The sequence below is a fragment of the Moorena sp. genome, from assembly GCF_982860115.1.
The window spans coordinates 15,610-31,476 of sequence record NZ_CEYLVT010000036.1 but is presented as its reverse complement, the minus strand read 5'-3'; the positions used below and the strand labels follow the sequence as shown (position 1 = coordinate 31,476).

Annotated in this window: 12 protein-coding genes; 6 read left to right on the top strand and 6 right to left on the bottom strand. The window is 43.6% G+C overall.

From position 1 onward, the window contains the following. Window positions 1–424: 424 nt before the first annotated feature. The 3 genes from AC4II3_RS08955 to AC4II3_RS08945 all read right to left on the bottom strand — a co-directional run bounded on the left by AC4II3_RS08955 (window position 425) and on the right by AC4II3_RS08945 (window position 2,574). Window positions 425–1,507 carry a phosphotransacetylase family protein gene (locus AC4II3_RS08955; protein ID WP_488013562.1) on the bottom strand — a complete coding sequence of 361 codons (1,083 nt, stop codon included), beginning with the start codon at window positions 1,505–1,507 and terminating at the stop codon, window positions 425–427. A gap of 49 nt (window positions 1,508–1,556) precedes the next feature. Then, window positions 1,557–1,931 (bottom strand): type IV pilus biogenesis protein EbsA, encoded by a 375-nt coding sequence (gene ebsA, locus AC4II3_RS08950; RefSeq protein ID WP_293087372.1) that lies wholly within the window; start codon window positions 1,929–1,931, stop codon window positions 1,557–1,559. Between the two features lie 235 nt (window positions 1,932–2,166). Continuing rightward, window positions 2,167–2,574 (bottom strand): thiol-disulfide oxidoreductase DCC family protein, encoded by a 408-nt coding sequence (locus AC4II3_RS08945; protein ID WP_075899731.1) that lies wholly within the window; start codon window positions 2,572–2,574, stop codon window positions 2,167–2,169. A 923-nt stretch (window positions 2,575–3,497) separates the two neighbouring features. On the opposite strand from AC4II3_RS08945, the gene AC4II3_RS08940 reads away from it, so the two are divergent. After that, the gene (locus AC4II3_RS08940; protein WP_488013565.1) at window positions 3,498–5,186 is read left to right on the top strand and encodes a potassium channel family protein; all 1,689 of its coding nucleotides are present in this window, start codon (window positions 3,498–3,500) and stop codon (window positions 5,184–5,186) included. A 266-nt stretch (window positions 5,187–5,452) separates the two neighbouring features. After that, entirely contained in the window at window positions 5,453–6,664 is a 1,212-nt protein-coding gene (locus tag AC4II3_RS08935) for an RNA-guided endonuclease InsQ/TnpB family protein (protein WP_488029170.1), read from the top strand. A 34-nt stretch (window positions 6,665–6,698) separates the two neighbouring features. Here the strand turns inward: AC4II3_RS08935 and AC4II3_RS08930 are convergent, their stop codons facing one another. After that, window positions 6,699–7,070, bottom strand: coding sequence for a hypothetical protein (locus tag AC4II3_RS08930; RefSeq protein ID WP_488011165.1), 372 nt, complete (start codon window positions 7,068–7,070; stop codon window positions 6,699–6,701). Between the two features lie 537 nt (window positions 7,071–7,607). Here AC4II3_RS08930 and AC4II3_RS08925 point away from each other — a divergent pair. After that, window positions 7,608–8,018, top strand: coding sequence for a DUF2780 domain-containing protein (locus AC4II3_RS08925; RefSeq protein WP_488011169.1), 411 nt, complete (start codon window positions 7,608–7,610; stop codon window positions 8,016–8,018). A 136-nt stretch (window positions 8,019–8,154) separates the two neighbouring features. Here the strand turns inward: AC4II3_RS08925 and AC4II3_RS08920 are convergent, their stop codons facing one another. Further along, a complete protein-coding gene (locus AC4II3_RS08920; protein ID WP_488011163.1) occupies window positions 8,155–9,030 on the bottom strand; it encodes an MBL fold metallo-hydrolase in 876 nt (291 codons plus the stop codon). 149 nt (window positions 9,031–9,179) lie between these two features. On the opposite strand from AC4II3_RS08920, the gene AC4II3_RS08915 reads away from it, so the two are divergent. Continuing rightward, a complete protein-coding gene (locus AC4II3_RS08915; protein ID WP_488011162.1) occupies window positions 9,180–9,938 on the top strand; it encodes a sucrose-phosphate phosphatase in 759 nt (252 codons plus the stop codon). A 21-nt stretch (window positions 9,939–9,959) separates the two neighbouring features. Then, complete coding sequence (gene ruvA / locus AC4II3_RS08910; protein ID WP_488011160.1) at window positions 9,960–10,595, top strand: Holliday junction branch migration protein RuvA; 636 nt, start codon at window positions 9,960–9,962, stop codon at window positions 10,593–10,595. A 15-nt stretch (window positions 10,596–10,610) separates the two neighbouring features. Here ruvA and AC4II3_RS08905 read toward each other — a convergent pair whose 3' ends face one another. Further along, a complete protein-coding gene (locus AC4II3_RS08905; RefSeq protein ID WP_488011158.1) occupies window positions 10,611–13,508 on the bottom strand; it encodes a GAF domain-containing sensor histidine kinase in 2,898 nt (965 codons plus the stop codon). A 1,211-nt stretch (window positions 13,509–14,719) separates the two neighbouring features. Here AC4II3_RS08905 and AC4II3_RS08900 point away from each other — a divergent pair. Then, a complete protein-coding gene (locus AC4II3_RS08900) occupies window positions 14,720–15,451 on the top strand; it encodes a response regulator (RefSeq protein WP_488011167.1) in 732 nt (243 codons plus the stop codon). The last annotated feature ends 416 nt before the right edge of the window (window positions 15,452–15,867 follow it).

Sequence of the window (15,867 nt, the reverse complement as noted above, 5' to 3'; positions counted from 1 at the left end):
ATTATAACCTGAAAACATTCCAAATTAATGGTAACAAAAACCAGAATTGGTTTCATATTTAATTTAATACAGTTACCTTTAACAAAGTTCCAATTTATCTAGAAAGGTTAAAATTGAACGTTTTAACCTTAAACTTGCCAACCTGCGCTCCCTGCTAACTTGCGCTCCCTGCTAACCTACCTTTCACCGAACGCCAAAGGCGAACAACTTGCCAACCTGCCAACCTGCCAACCTGCCAATCTGCAAACTTGCAAACTTGCAAACCTACCTTTCACCGAACACCAAAGGCGAACAACCGGCCAACCTACCAACCGGCCAACCGGCCAACCTACCAATCTGCCAACCTGCCAACCTGCCAACCTACCCTATACCAAATCGCCAAGGGCGAACAACCTTCTAACCTTTTACCCTTCAACTAATGCATCTATAAAGCTGGTTTCAAACCAAGCAGCTTTATCAACCGCTCAATGTCAAAATATTCATTCATCATCTGTTGCATACACTCCACCTTAATTGCTTCATGGAGATGTACTTGACCAAAAGAATTGTCAATAATCTCAACAGTAGTGAGGGTGTCTAAATCAACGGAAAGTACTGGAATTTCAAACTCTTCAGCACGTCTGAGAACAACTGATTGAGGCTGAACTTGACCGGTGAGGATTAAACAGTGGGTTGAGGTTTCTAGAGCAGCCATCTGAAGGTCTGGGCGATCGCCTCCCGTCACCACCGCCATATTAACGCCCTTTCGTAGATACTTCAGAGCAGCATTGACATTCATCGCCCCAATGGTCAAGGTTTCCACCATCAAATCCAAGCGGTCAGGGCAGCATAGCACTTTAGCTTGCAACTGATGTACTAGTTCCCGAACACTAACACTGCGCAACAGATTATTTCTAGGCAGCATTCCCAATACTGGGATTTCTTGCCGTTCCAGAAACGGTTTCAATGTTGTTTTTACCCTTGATAGCTTCTCTTGGGGAATATCATTAATTAAAACTCCCACTAAGCTTTCTCCCAGACGTTGCTTAGCAAATAACAACGTATCTGCTAGTAAAACCGAGTGAAAACGAGCCACCAACAAGACAGCAGCATTAATTGTCTGAGCAACTTTTGGTAATGATAAGTTAAACACAGTACCCGCACTCAAGGTTGCTGCTCCTTCCACCAAAATTACATCACTACTGAGTGATTGGAGATAGTCTTGAAGAGACTGACGGTAATCGGTTGAGTCTTGTCCTCCCAAGCGTTTTTCAATGGTTTCAGCATCCATAAACAGCAAAGGCGATCGCACCATGTTCTCTGGCAACTTAAGTATGTCAGTAATAAACTGGACATCTTCCTCTATCGTTGACCCTTGATTGGTACTCAAAAAGGTACCCAGTGGTTTACAGTAGGCAATCGTTATCCCTTTTGCTTGCAGTTGATCGGCAATTCCTAGGATCGTTGCTGACTTACCGCTGTAAGCTTCTGTTGACCCAATTAGTAAATACTTAGCGGATTTTGCCACCCCTTATTTACACTCCTATAACTAGAAAACTGGCTAAAAAACTGGTTGTTTATTCATCAATGCGTAGCAGTTTGCGGTAGAATGCCTTGGAAAAATCCGTTATACGCGATCGCTTAAAGTTCATAATCACTTCGATTAAGTAATTCACAAACTCAGAATTTTGCATAGTCAGTTCGTAACTGAGATCCGCGTTACCATCAAATTGTAATCGGCAACGAGTTAGTTCCGAAGGAAGATTAGATACAAACCAAGTAGCAACGAAGGGAATACTATCACCGCCTTCTATCTGGCGACGACCTTCCAAAGACCCTTGTTGGTACAGGCTAATTGCTATAGGTAAAAGATTGCGTTTATTACCCTGGTAGTAGGGAACATAAATCCCGACAGCTCCTTTGTCGGCAGGCTTAAGTTTTTCGATCGACATGGCTGAATATCACTCAATTGCCGTTTATGGTATTGATATAACTATTCCTATGGAACAATCTCCGTGATGCAAAACCCATCACGATCAGATGATTAGTCCAGGAAAATAAGTATTTTAATACATTACATTGAACTTTCCTATAGGTTAAGGTTATCCCCACAGTTTATAATAGGGGATGGTGTGTTTATTCCTACAAGAAGCGTGGATAAAAGTTGATTGAGTCTCTAGTCTAGCCTCAACTGGGATTAGCCTTGCAACCTACTGGGTAAACCGATTTATACGTAGTAGAACGCTTACCAAACCAAGTGTAACGATTATCCCGAATCTGCTCGTAAACCTGATCGCCTAACGACTTCACCCCAGGCATTGCCCGATAAGCCGATACAAAGATATTACCCAATGGCAATAGACGCCCAATCTCTTCAGCGGCATCACTTCCTTGCCATCGGCAATCATCAGAAGAAGCATCGATCAAAATCATACCCATCTCACACTCGAGAGGTGTTACCCGTAATTTGCCGCAAGCTTCTTTATCCTGCATGGGTATGTAATTAAATAGCTTGCCCTGATCCAGATTTTCTAATAGCTGTACCAGAGTCACACAAAGATTACAGTCGCCATCGTAAATAACGTGATATCCCATTGCTGCCTCTTTCCTAAATCCTAGTTTATCTGCCCCAAAATAGCTTATAACGCATCGTTCACCAAGGGGTGGGACCCGTGGCGAATTTAATTCGACGACTGTAAGCACACCGGGACTGTTCGTTGACGTAAGTTTTGCGAGTTATACACAAATTCAACATTTTGCCAACACAATCACCCACATCAGTATTCAAGACTGTAACTAGCTTCCTGAGGTGTGGGACCCGTGGCGAATTTAATTCGACGACTGTAAGCACACCGGGACGGAATTGCGACCTAGGGCGCGCATAAAAGACAAAATTGAGGCTGATAACTTAATTGAACAGATTATTACAACTATAAACCTAACCTCCCTCACCTATACTCAGGAGGTCTGATGCAATGATAATACGATGGCGGCAGTTATTGGTTAGAATAACAATTTGGCTAGCAGCTGAGATCATCCTCAACTTTCTGGGGCTGGACAATCTAGCTGACTACAGTGAGTTCATATACGAGCAGGAGGTTGCCCTATTAAGTCAATACACGGTTCCAGCCATTGAAAGGCTACCCCTTTCCTAGTACACCTTGATAGATATTTATAGCCAGTTCCTGTAAAGATCAAGTGATCAGGGGGTTACGGGTCGAGGGAGTGATAAGCTGTGAGGCATCTACATCATCTAATTTATATATCTAATTTATTGATTTTATTTTAATTTATATATTGAATCGGCTTGCGAAGCAGGCACGCAGAGGAGCAGGGGTAATGGTTAATCGGTATGCGCGAGCTTACCTCAATCGCTAAAGGAGCGAGATTTTACCCTTTCTTTCCCAGCAGCAGTGTCTTCGGCTACAGTTCTTTGAGCTATCTTGGATAAGAATTGTAAAAGAACACTTAGCTAGATGCAAAACGACAACAATTATTTCGGTCAACAAGGTTGACAAATGAAACCCCGCATCATTATCTGTGGCTTGGGTCGCACTGGATACAAAATATTCCGCTTACTGAAGCAGCAGGGAGTAGCTGTTGTTGGCATCAGCAACAGAGTAATGCCTGGTGACGAAAACAATATTATTATTGGAGACTTGCGGGCTGTTTCTACCCTACTTGCCGCTGGACTCGAACATTCCCAAACCCTAGTTCTCGCCTGTAATGACGATGCTCTCAATCTGGCAATCCTGACTCAGGCACGAGTGATTAATCCCCGGATTCGGATCGTTAACCGATTGTTTAATAGCAGCCTGGGTACTCGTTTAGATCAGACCCTACCGGATCATGTCAGCATGAGTGTTTCTTCTCTAGCAGCACCGGTATTTGCCTTCGCAGCAATGGGGAATCAAGCGATTGGGCAACTCAAGCTATACAATCAAACCTGGCCGATACACGAAGAAATTATCACCGAAAGCCACCCTTGGATGGGAACACAGTTGAGTGACCTGTGGGATGAGCGTACGCGAATGTTGATCTACTACCTACCCATGGACTCGAACTTAGATCTAGTTTCCGCAGTAGTTCAGGGGAAACAGTTACAACCTGGCGATCGCTTAATTATTGGTACTCAGCCTCGGTTTCGTCCTAAACGCCAATCTTGGCTACAGAAACTGTTGAAAGTTTTCACAAACTTTCAACAGTTCCAGCATCATGCTCAACCAATGTTAGTAGTGACCCTTTTCCTACTTCTGATAATTTTTACGGCCACATTAACTTATGTGTGTGTCAACCTAGAAACCTCTATTGTTGATGCTCTATATTTTTCTGTGGGTATGATTACGGGTGCTGGTGGTCAAGAAGAAGTAGCAGAAAAGTCCCCGGACAGTATTAAGGTATTTACTGCTGTGATGATGTTAGTAGGGGCTGGTGTGATTGGGATTTGCTATGCTCTGCTAAACGATTTTGTCTTAGGTACCCGACTCAAACAGTTTTGGGATGCTGCGAGAGTTCCCTACAAAAATCACTACGTTGTATGTGGACTGGGAAATGTAGGACTCCAAATCCTCTACCAACTTCATGCCCAAGGCCATGAATTGGTGGTGATTGAAAGTAACCCCAACAATCGTTTCCTGAACATTGTTCGTTCTCTTGGTATTGCAGTCATTCACGGAGATGCCAGTTTACCTGCTACACTCACCGCAGCACACATCCAACGTGCGGAAGCCCTGTTAGCAGTCACTAGTGATGATACAGCCAATTTAGAAATTGCTCTAAGTGCCAAAAGTCTAGCTTCAAAATTGTCAGTGGTTGTCCGCAATCAAGACCCCCACTTTTCCCATATGGTACAGCAAGTGTTTGAATTTGAAGCAGTATTGTCTCCGATAGAACTAGCCACTCCTTCCTTTGCAGCTGCGGCATTAGGTGGACAAGTGTTAGGCAATGGTATGATTGGCGATACCCTTTGGGTTGCCTTAGCCACTAAGATTACCACCGAGCATCCCTTCTGTGGACGCCGTGTTAAAGATGCTGCCAGATCTGCTGACTTTGTGCCACTGTATGTAGAAACTAAGTATCAAACCATTCATGGCTGGGATTTATTGGAACTTAACCTAGCCGCTGGTGATCTGTTGTATCTAACTATGCCAGCAGTTGGTTTAGAGCAATTGTGGCGCACAACACCGCCTCAAATGATGGTGAGGTAACTGAAAAATCGAAGCCATGGCATCTAATCTGAAAATGATCAACGATGAGTGATGAATGATAAAACCCTAGTTATAGTCAGAGGTTCATCATTCATCACTCATTACCCATGATTACTAGAAAACCAAACACTGAAAGCCCCGCGTCTAAAGACCGGGGATGAAAGTGTAAGCGCGACTTTAGTCGCCGTGAAAAAGATTGAATTATAACTTGACAGTTTTCGCTGGACGTGTTAGCGTAAGACTATCATAGAAGAGGTCGAGTTCTGATGATCATAGTAGAGCTTAAAGCATACGGTAAGCCCCATAAATATCAAGCAATAGACGAAGCAATTCGGACGGTTAAATTTATCCGTAATAGCTGCATTCGTTTATGGATGGATAACAAAGGGACAGGGAAATACGACCTTAGCAAGTACTGCAAGATACTAGCTAAAGAATTCCCTTTTGCCAATGAGTTAAATTCTACTGCTCGACAAGCTGCGGCTGAAAGAGCATGGTCATCAATTTCTCGCTTCTTTGAAAACTGCAAGAAAAAAGTACCTGGCAAGAAAGGCTATCCCCGTTTTCAGAAACACTGTAGGTCGGTTGAGTATAAGCAATCAGGATGGAAACTTTCTTCTGACACAAAGTCAATCACTTTCAGTGACAAGAAAGGAATCGGAAAGCTTAAACTTAAAGGTACCTGGGATTTGTGGCGTTTCGACAAAAAGCAAATCAAACGGGTTCGCATTGTAAAAAGGGCGGATGGCTACTATGTTCAGTTTTGCATCTCTGTCGATGTAAAAGAACAACTAGATCCAGTTGATGCCACTGTAGGGTTAGATGTAGGGCTGAAAGAATTCTATACCGACTCTAAAGGCAACACCGAACCTAATCCACGTTTTTATAGAACAGGAGAAAAGCGTCTAAAGTTTTATCAACGCCGAGTATCTCGCAAAAATAAAGGCTCATCTAACCGCAAGAAAGCCGTTAATAAATTAGGCAGACAGCATCTTAAAATAAGTAGGCAGCGTGAAGAACATGCTAAGAGACTAGCACGTTGCGTAATCCGGTCTAACGACTTGGTCGCCTATGAAGATTTAAGAGTCAAAAATTTGGGTAAAAACCATTGTTTAGCTAAATCTATTAACGATGCAGGTTGGTATCAATTTAGAAAATGGTTAGAGCATTTTGGTCAGAAGTTTGGTAGAGTCACCGTTGCGGTAAACCCTGCCTATACAAGCCAAAATTGTTCAGAATGCGGCGAGGTAGTAAAGAAGTCACTGTCAACCAGAACTCACGTCTGCGAATGTGGCTGTGAACTAGACCGAGATCACAACGCCGCAATCAATATCTTAAAAAGAGCCTTGGGTACGGTGGGGCACACCGGAACCTGGATCATAGATCCGAACTCTTCCGGAGATCTGGCCTCTACTGTTCTTGGTTCCGGCCAGGTTCAGCAAGTCGGGTCGTTGAGCGAAGAATCCCCGCGCCTTTAGGCCGGGGAGTGTCAATCGTGCAGGATTAGGGTAGCTAGAAAATACCGACTAGGACAATAGAAGTCATTAAGAAACCAGCCAATATCAGAAGCATACCAGGTAGGTTCAACCAATGTTTAACTTCCTCTGATTCTTGAGGCCACTCTTGTTGCTGAAGTTGCATCTGCCGGATCAGATCGGAAATTGCTTCAGCATCCTTGACATGGTGTAGTGCCTTGGTGTCACCATCAGGGTATTTCACTATGAAGTAAGTGGGAACTTTGATGTGATCCCCTGTAATATCAATCGTATCGACAGCAACCTGCTTCGCTTTTTCCTCAATAGTTTGGGGTTCAGTGGCAATTCTATCCCCTGGGTTAGCTGTTAACTTAACTCCCATTCCCATTGGTGATGCGTAGCTGACCATAGAAACCTCCAGATAGGTCAAAGTCTATTAGGTGCGCTTGACCGTGGCGAATTAAATTCGCCACGGTCAAGCGCACTTCTGGATTTTATTTTACGTAACTTGGAAAACAATTATTCAGCTTAAGCGCGATCTTTTATTTATATTATCAATACTTTAGATTTTTTAGTAATTTAGCTAAGATTCGAGCGGTTTCCTGTAATTAAATGTAATCTAGTAAATGTAATTTAGCAATTTTTTCTTGAAAATCCCCCTGACTCTGATAGTTCCTGACTCCTGATTAAAAGCTGTTACTGTTCACGAATCCAATCAGATTACTATAGATTAATGATTAATTTTTTGTTAATTTCCTTAACCCTTAACTTTAGATAGCTTATAGCCCAAAAAGTAACTTACTTACTGCTTTAAGTAACTAGTTGTGTATAAATGTTAGAGATTGTGTTAAAAAAGATAAACTCTAACTAGTGATAGATAAATATCTTAAAATAATGTAAATAAATGATTATTTTTGCTATCGGATGTTAAATTAAGGCGGCAACGATATCGCAATCGAATAAGAGAGCATCTATGGAACTTATTCAACTGTTAACTGAAAACCTGGGAGTGCAAGAAAATCAAGCCCAAGGCGGAGCTGGACTTATTTTCCAACTGGCAAAGGACAAGCTGGGAGATGAGAGTTTTGCCCAAGTAGCGCAATATATTCCAGGGATAAATGATTTGCTCCAAGCAGCACCAAAAAGTGGTGGCATAATGGGAGCCTTGGGAGGATTAGCAGCATCAAGGGGTGGTGGGCTTGGACAATTAGGCACTCTAGCTACCCTGGCAGGAGGTTTTTCTCAACTAAAAATGGAGAGTGATATGATTTCCAAATTTCTACCGATTGTCCTCTCTTTCGTTCAAAGCCAAGGTGGGGACGAGATCAAAAACCTTTTGGCAAAAGTGTTGAGCTAGAGTGATTGGTTGGATGGCTGAAATGTGATCGTAATTAGGGATCAACCCAAGACTTGGGTATGTTTTCCCAAAGTAGGGGCATCAAAGGGATGAGGGGGAAGATTTTAGGTAGTAACTTAATTTCATCCTTGATGCTTCATCCTTGATGCTTCATCCAGACAAGACACTGGTTCAGCTGATCTTGCATAGTCTGAAGATCAGTATGATACCGGCGTCCATGTCCTGGTAATACCCACTCAAAGGAGTAGTTGGTTAACCTCTCCATTGACTTGATTAATTCCTTCCAGGAGTAGAAGCAGTAGCGACGAAAGGCAATCAGTTGCTGAAGTTGATCAGACCAAGCAAGATGGTCACCGGTGAAGAGAAATTTGTTCTTGTACAGTAGAACAGTGTGACCTTTGGTGTGACCAGGAACTGGGATAATCAACAGGTCTTTGTCTAAGGGATAAGGCTCAGAACCAGTGAGCGGAATTTCCACATCACGGGTATCAGTGGTAATGTCATCTCTATGCAAAATGCGTTCGCACTGGAAATGCTGTCTGTATTTGTGATGATCTGCCACATCATCCTGATGGGTCAAGTACATGTAACGAATCCCACCCATTGCCTCTAGACGTTTGACCAGTGGTGGTGTAAAGCGGGGAGAATCGATTAAAATATTGCCTTGGGGGCGTTGGATAAGGTAGCTAGCAGCACCGTAGGAGTTTTCTGAATGGTAGCCGCAATGGTAGACATTGTCTGCTATTGGGATGGGTAAACTCTGCTGAACGTCTTTAATCTCTTTAGGTTTATCAACAGTACCAATAGAAGAGGTGGGACAAGATAATAGGGCTTGAAGAGCTCTCAATCGTTCTGTCTCATTAGCAGGTTGATGATAAACGGCAGACTGCTGATCAGCACGATGGAACACTTCCGGAGTCATCCAACGGCAGGCATCACAATCAATACAGCTGCTATCGACGTAAAAGTCACCAGTGATATTTTGAGCGCGGCGTTGGTTGAGATGAGCCATAAATGTCTAACTCTCGTTCGTCATAGGGATTGCGCTTGGTACCAGGGGATATAGCTATTTCAATTGTAGCCAAAACGCGATTAACCAAAGCGCATTTTTAACCCAACTATGTAGGACAATAAGGCAATACCCGAACCTCTTAGCATCTCGTGACTAAATTTCTGTTTGTAACTGACCTTGACAATACTCTAGTAGGGGATGATGAGGCTCTGCTTAAACTGAACCCTCTGCTAAGTCAGCATCGCCAAGAACATGGTACAAGAATCGTTTATGCTACAGGGCGATCCCATAGTTCCTACCACCAGCTGAAAGCCGAGAAGCCACTTATTGATCCAGATGCTCTGATCACCTCTGTGGGTACAGAAATTTATGATAATGATGGCCAAGATACGCCCAATCCAGACTGGTCCTCCAAGTTATCTGAAGGCTGGGATCGGGACATGATTGTCGAAACGGCTGGTCAATATCCTGACTTAATTCCCCAAGTAGAATCAGAACAACGTCCCTTTAAAGTCAGCTATCACCTGACGGAAGAAGCAGCTTTGAGGGTGCTACCTCAACTGGACTCTGAGCTTCAAGGAAGGGGTGTTAATTTCAAGTTGATCTATAGTGGTGGGAAAGACTTAGACATTCTACCCAGCAATAGTGATAAAGGCCTAGCAGTAGAGTTTTTACGGCAACAGTGGGGAATTGAGTCGGAACGGACAGTGGTTTGTGGCGATTCAGGAAATGACATTGCCTTATTTAGCGTTGGCTTTTCCCGAGGAATTATAGTGGGTAACGCCCGACCAGAACTTCGCCAGTGGTACGAAAACAACTCAGCCGATTACCATTACCTGGCTAAAGCTAACTGTGCAGGTGGTATAATAGAAGGTTTGAATTATTTTAGCTTTTTGAGTTGTAATTAATGATCGCCAATAATTAAGAAAATGATCAGCTATCTCAAGGGGACAGTAGCTAGCATTCAAAAAAGCACTGGTAATCGCGTCACTCTGATTCTAGATGTCAACTACATTGGGTATGAAATACAAATCACTCGCCGTTTGTCCCAGGAGTTGCCCGTAGCTTTATCGGAAAAAACCGTGCAAATCTTCACCCATTTGCAAATCCGGGAGGAGCAACAGGTGCTATACGGTTTTGCTTCAGCCGCTGAGCGGGATTTGTTTCGTCAATTAGTTAGTGTCAACGGTATTGGTGCTCAATTAGCGATCGCACTACTGGACACCTTGGGATTGCCTAATTTAGTCCAAGCGATTGTCACAGGTAATATTCGTTCCTTATCCAAAACCCCTGGTGTGGGTAGCAAAACCGCTGAACGCATTGCTCTAGAACTGAAAACGAAGTTGGCTCAATGGCATAAGGTATCGGAGGTAGAGTCCCCACTATCTGCTAATGGACTCTCACCAGGAATTCAGGAAGATGTGGAAATGACCCTGTTAGCTTTGGGATATGAAAATGATGAAATCGCTCAAGCACTCCATGCGATTAGTGAGGATGCTCAGGTCGCTAAAAGTAAGAATGCGGAAGATTGGATTCGAGAAGCGATCGCTTGGTTGAGTCGCTGATTATTTTCCTGTAAGCTAATAAATTACCCTTCCAGCACGAAATCCTTTAAGAGTCTGGGGCAAAAACGAACAACCTAAGGTTTGAGATTTTGGTAGATCGCAATCATGACAATCGGGAGTAGAAACTTTTACTCGTCTAGGAAACTTGACATGGAAGGTAGACCCCTTACCCAGCTTACTCTCTACCGTAATCGTTCCTTGCATCAACTTGACTAAAGATTCTGTAATCGCCAGTCCTAAGCCGGTGCCCGAGTACTTGCGAGTTGTGGTTTGATCAATTTGTTGGAACTCCTCAAAAATATGCTCTAAGTTATCCTGGGCAATTCCAATTCCTGTATCCCTAACAGTGAGCATCAGCCAGTCGGTGGAAATTTCCTTGACTACCACCTCTATCCTGCCAATTTCGGTAAACTTAATGGCATTGGAAACCAGATTGGCCAAAATCTGCCGCAGGCGGAGGCTATCATTGATTACGATGGGATTTTGTAAATTGGTTTGGATATATAACCCTAAATCCTTCTGATCGGCTAGGCAACGGAATTCATTGATGGTTTCTTTGATCAACCTGTCCAAATGCAAACTTTCCAAAGTTAACTCCAGACAAACTGCCTCAATTTTGGACAGGTCAATCATATCCTTGATCAGAGTCAGTAGATGTTGAGCATTATTCACAATGCGCTCGATTATATCTGCTTGTTGGTGGGTCAAGGATCCCTGACGCTGACGCAATAGGAGCTGGGAAAAGCCAATAATGGCATTCATGGGAGTCCGTAACTCATGGGATATCGTAGAAACAAACTGGGATTTCAATCGTGCTGCTTCCAACAATTGCAGGTTCTGTAGCTTGAGGGATGCATCTCTCCTTTCGAGTTCCCGATTCTGGCGAGCCAGCATAGTGTTCTGAAACTCTAAACGTGCTTCTTGCTCCTCTAAGGCTTTAATCATGCGAGCATTATCAATTGCGATCGCAGCTTGTTCATTAATCATGCGAGCATTATCAATTGCGATCGCAGCTTGTTCACCCACTGCTCCTAGCAGATTCCGACCTGATTGGTCTAATGCCTCTGGGTCTTCCCAATTGCCAATAGCTAGTACTCCCAAGCGTCCTGCTTGCACAGAGTCAATCGCCACAGCGTAAATAGCTGTAGGTACTTCCTCTTCCGGATGCCGCGAATCCCAACCCTTGGGATGAATTAACTGAGATTTGCCAGTTAAAAAGACTTGAGATAGTAACCCTTGCTCAAGGGGCAAGATGTCTTCCCAGTGGAACTTTTGTGTATGAATTCCCTCGGTAACCCTCAAGACTTCAGGTTTACCGAGAGAATTATTCAGAATGATGAAACAAAATTCAACCCCAGCAATCGCTTTAACTACCTCCGATACGATTTCTTGCAACAGATTTGGAAGGTTAGTCAGCCGTTGATTGAGGAGATTAGTCAACTGGTGTAGGGTTCTCAATTGCTGTTGCTGTTCATTGAGAATCGTAATTACCTGCCTGAGATCATCACTCGCCTGGTTTGCCTCTCGGTATAACCGCGCATTTTCAGTGGCTAGGGCAGCGCGACTAGCTAAATCCTCAGCCAACTTCACATCGATCTCATTGTAGCGGCGACCTGAGTCACTCCTGACAAACCAAATTGAGCCCAAGATTTGTGAACCCATTCGTAAAGGTACACAAATGTAAGACTTAATTTTCAATGCCTGTAACATCCTGAGATGTTCAGGATCCTCAGCAGCAGCACTTAGGAATTGATCAGAAACCTCAAAATAGGTATCCGTAAAACCTGTACGTAACACCTTGCCATTCCCATACTCTTCATCCCCCTGGGGAGGGTAGCAACGGTGCAGTTTCCAAATCAACTCCTCTTGCTCTGGGTTAACATGGGCAACCGCAAGACGCTGGTAAGACTCGGGAGTATGATAGCTATCAACTGGCGATACTACATCAATGGCACACCAATCAGCAAAGCGAGGGATTACCAGCTGCACTAGATTCTCCAACGTAGTCTGGTAATCGAGGGAAGCTGAAAGTACAGCAGAAGCCTCCGCCAGAAATCGCTGGGATTCTTCTGCTCGCTTCTGCTGAGTAATATCAGTAATTACACCAGACATCCGGAATGGTACTCCTTGATCATTCAACTGGGCTTTGCCACGAGCAGTACAGTAGCGATCTTCTCCAAAAGCACAGGGTAGGTGAAATTCTACATCCAGTTCAAGATAATCTTGTTGGTAACTAGCCACCGCCTTAGTAACTTTGAGTAGATCTGAGGAATTTAGTAACTTAAATAAGAGATCAGGAGAAAAGTTATGGTGGTACTTCCCTATCTGTTCAGCCGACAAGCCAGTAATTTCATAGAAGCGGTCATTACAATACAGTTGTTTAGTGATCAGGTTCCAGTCCCAGATCCCGTCATTGGAACCTTCTAGCACCAAGCGGTAGCGTTCTTCGCTTTCTTTCAGCCGCTGATGAGCTATGAGCGCTTCCCGTTCTGCGCGGTAGAGGCGAACCGCATTAGAGATACTACGTAAAAGCTTTTCGGGTGAGATTTGGCTTTTGGTCAGATAGTCCGATGCTCCAGATTTGATCAGCTCAACCGCAATTTGCTCGTTAATTTGCTCGTTCCCCTGGTTACTCAACACAATCACAGGCACTTCAATGCCAGCATCACGGATTTGTTGAACCAGAGTCAATCCGTCGCCATCCGGTAAGTTATAGTCCAATAGAATGCAGTCCAAACTCGGTTGGGTAAGGGTAGAGTTGGCGCAGCGTGATGCGATGATCGACCTAGCACTTTTGCTGTCAACTGCAACAGCTATTTTTACAGGTATACCCCCTCTGTTAAGAGCTTTAATTATGGCTTTGCAGTTAACTTGATCATCCTCTACGATAAGTAGTCTGATAATCTCGTCCATGATTTAGCGGTTGAGCTGTTGTCATTGGTTATTGGCTAATGATTAGTGGATAGTTGGTAGTAGCAGTTCTTGACTGACAACCGACACCTGACGAGGCTAATTAATTATATTGAGCATACTATATTGATTCAGTTTAGGTATTCCGCATATTTAGTCAACCATTAGGACTTGACAATCTCTCCACGTCGCTTTAAATTGTAGGCTTCTACCTTACCTCGGTACTAGTCAGAGAGCTTCAGTAAAAATACTGATATGACTAGGTAGAGGAAATCCCAAGGTTGTGTAGTATCACCAGAACATTTGACTAGTCGATTATCATCGACTACGCATGAGTATACTTGTCTCAAAACTCCCTTGATTAGTAATTTCACTGACCTAGGGCATGAACCAATCCGATTGCAATGAATCAATGCTAATTTTCCAGTGGTATTTCCTGAGAAACAAACTCCCTTAGATAGATTTTTTATGGGGTTTTACCCCCTATTCTATCCTGCTGTTGGATCACGGTTCGTAGGATGCTCTGCAGATGACCATAAAGAGTATGATTTATGGGAATTAGTCATTTTCTGCGGGTTAGGCTACCGCGCGTTAGTTAATAAGCGCATTTGATCCGCCTGTGGGCCATGCTAAGCAAATGGCTACGCTACGCGATAGGTCCGCTTTCCGCTGTTTGTGCGCTTCTCTTGGTGCGCGTTCCCTTGGCGAGGAAACCTCGCCGGGGTCGCACCGCTTCTGCATTAAGAATCAAATTCCCGGGTCGGCGCGCCTTTAGGCAAAGCCCGACGCGGGGCGCGAACGGGCGCGCACCTGTTGAGAATTTCCTCTAACCGTTGGAATGGGAAATCGTGCCAACCCCTATGACAAGTCGTTTTGGCACCACTAACCCCTTATACTCATAAAGTGTAAAGATTATAATAAGTAACTACCCATAGGTGCGCTCTTACTTGGCGAATTAAATTCGCCACGGGTCGCACCTCCTGTAACTTATCAAGAACTTTATATCTGATACCGTAATAGTTTTTGACAAATGCTTTCATTCCAGCTAACTTTAAGTGATCGTTGCCAAGAGATGCTCTTTTGGAAACTCTATCCCAAACTCATAAATATCTACAACTACCAATAGGTGGAGATAATGAGGATTTTTACCAAAACTTTACAAAGTTACTCTAAAAATCAATAAACTATAAATCTCACCCCCCTAGACGTTAATGATGGGTAAAATTCGTGTGGCTCTCATTGAAGACCATGATCTGACTCGGATGGGTCTGCGAACAGCCCTCCAACAAAACGGTGAAATTGAATTGGTGGGCGAAGCGGCTAATGCCACTGAAGGACTAAAGTTACTCGCGGAATCTAGACCAGATATCGGGATTGTCGATATTGGTCTTCCTGACATGGATGGAACTGAATTAACTAGACAATTCAAAGAGTTTCAAGCTAAACAGGATGATTCTAAACAGGATGATTTCCCCACCAAGATTATGGTACTGACCTTGCAGGATGATGAAGAAGCCGTACTAGCCGCTTTCGCCGCTGGAGCTGACTCTTACTGCATGAAGAATATAACTTTTGATCAATTGGTAGAAGCTCTGAAAGTGACCTATGAAGGTAATGCTTGGATTGATCCAGCCATTGCCAGAATTGTACTTGAGCAGATCAAACCAAGTAAAAACACTCAGCCTAATGAAGCTAGTGAAACGATAGCTATCCATGCTGCTCCCAATGAATACAATCAAATGATTGAAGCTTATCCTTTAACGGAAAGGGAATTAGAGGTTTTGCAGTTGATTGTAGAAGGTTGCAGCAATGCTGTGATTGCAGAAAGGTTATATATCACTGTGGGAACTGTCAAAACTCATGTCCGAAATATCTTGAATAAACTCTGTGCGGATGACCGTACCCAAGCAGCTGTCCGTGCCCTCCGCTCTGGCTTAGTCATTTAAGATTATACCATAGAGTAACCTTTTACAGTTATAAGGTTAGTTGGTTGAACGCGATCGCGTGGCCAATAGGCCAAGGTTGAAGGTTCAAGGTTGAAGGTTGAAGGTTGAAGGTTGAAGGTTAGATGGTTGAAGGTTAGATGGTTAGATGGTTGAAGGTTAGATGGTTAGATGGTTGAAGGTTAGATGGTTGAAGGTTAGATGGTTGAAGGTTAGATGGTTAGATGGTTGAACGCGATCGCGTGGCCAATAGGCCAAGGTTAGATGGTTGTTCTCCCTAGGGGTCCGGTGTAGGATAGGTTGAAGATTAGAGCCTTAACAACTGAAAGCCGGATGTATAATTGGCAACCTGTAACTGGCAACCTGTAACCTGTAACCTTCAACCTGTAACCTTCAACCTGTAACCTTCAACCTGTAAC

What these genes read in the sequence shown, in the direction of transcription:
- AC4II3_RS08945 (WP_075899731.1), bottom strand. Translation starts at nt 2,574, where the DNA reads ATGGGATATCACGTTATTTACGATGGCGACTGTAATCTTTGTGTGACT.
- AC4II3_RS08930 (WP_488011165.1), bottom strand. Translation starts at nt 7,070, where the DNA reads ATGGTCAGCTACGCATCACCAATGGGAATGGGAGTTAAGTTAACAGCT.
- AC4II3_RS08905 (WP_488011158.1), bottom strand. Translation starts at nt 13,508, where the DNA reads ATGGACGAGATTATCAGACTACTTATCGTAGAGGATGATCAAGTTAAC.
- AC4II3_RS08920 (WP_488011163.1), bottom strand. Translation starts at nt 9,030, where the DNA reads ATGGCTCATCTCAACCAACGCCGCGCTCAAAATATCACTGGTGACTTT.
- AC4II3_RS08935 (WP_488029170.1), top strand. Translation starts at nt 5,453, where the DNA reads ATGATCATAGTAGAGCTTAAAGCATACGGTAAGCCCCATAAATATCAA.
- ebsA (WP_293087372.1), bottom strand. Translation starts at nt 1,931, where the DNA reads ATGTCGATCGAAAAACTTAAGCCTGCCGACAAAGGAGCTGTCGGGATT.
- AC4II3_RS08900 (WP_488011167.1), top strand. Translation starts at nt 14,720, where the DNA reads ATGGGTAAAATTCGTGTGGCTCTCATTGAAGACCATGATCTGACTCGG.
- AC4II3_RS08940 (WP_488013565.1), top strand. Translation starts at nt 3,498, where the DNA reads ATGAAACCCCGCATCATTATCTGTGGCTTGGGTCGCACTGGATACAAA.
- ruvA (WP_488011160.1), top strand. Translation starts at nt 9,960, where the DNA reads ATGATCAGCTATCTCAAGGGGACAGTAGCTAGCATTCAAAAAAGCACT.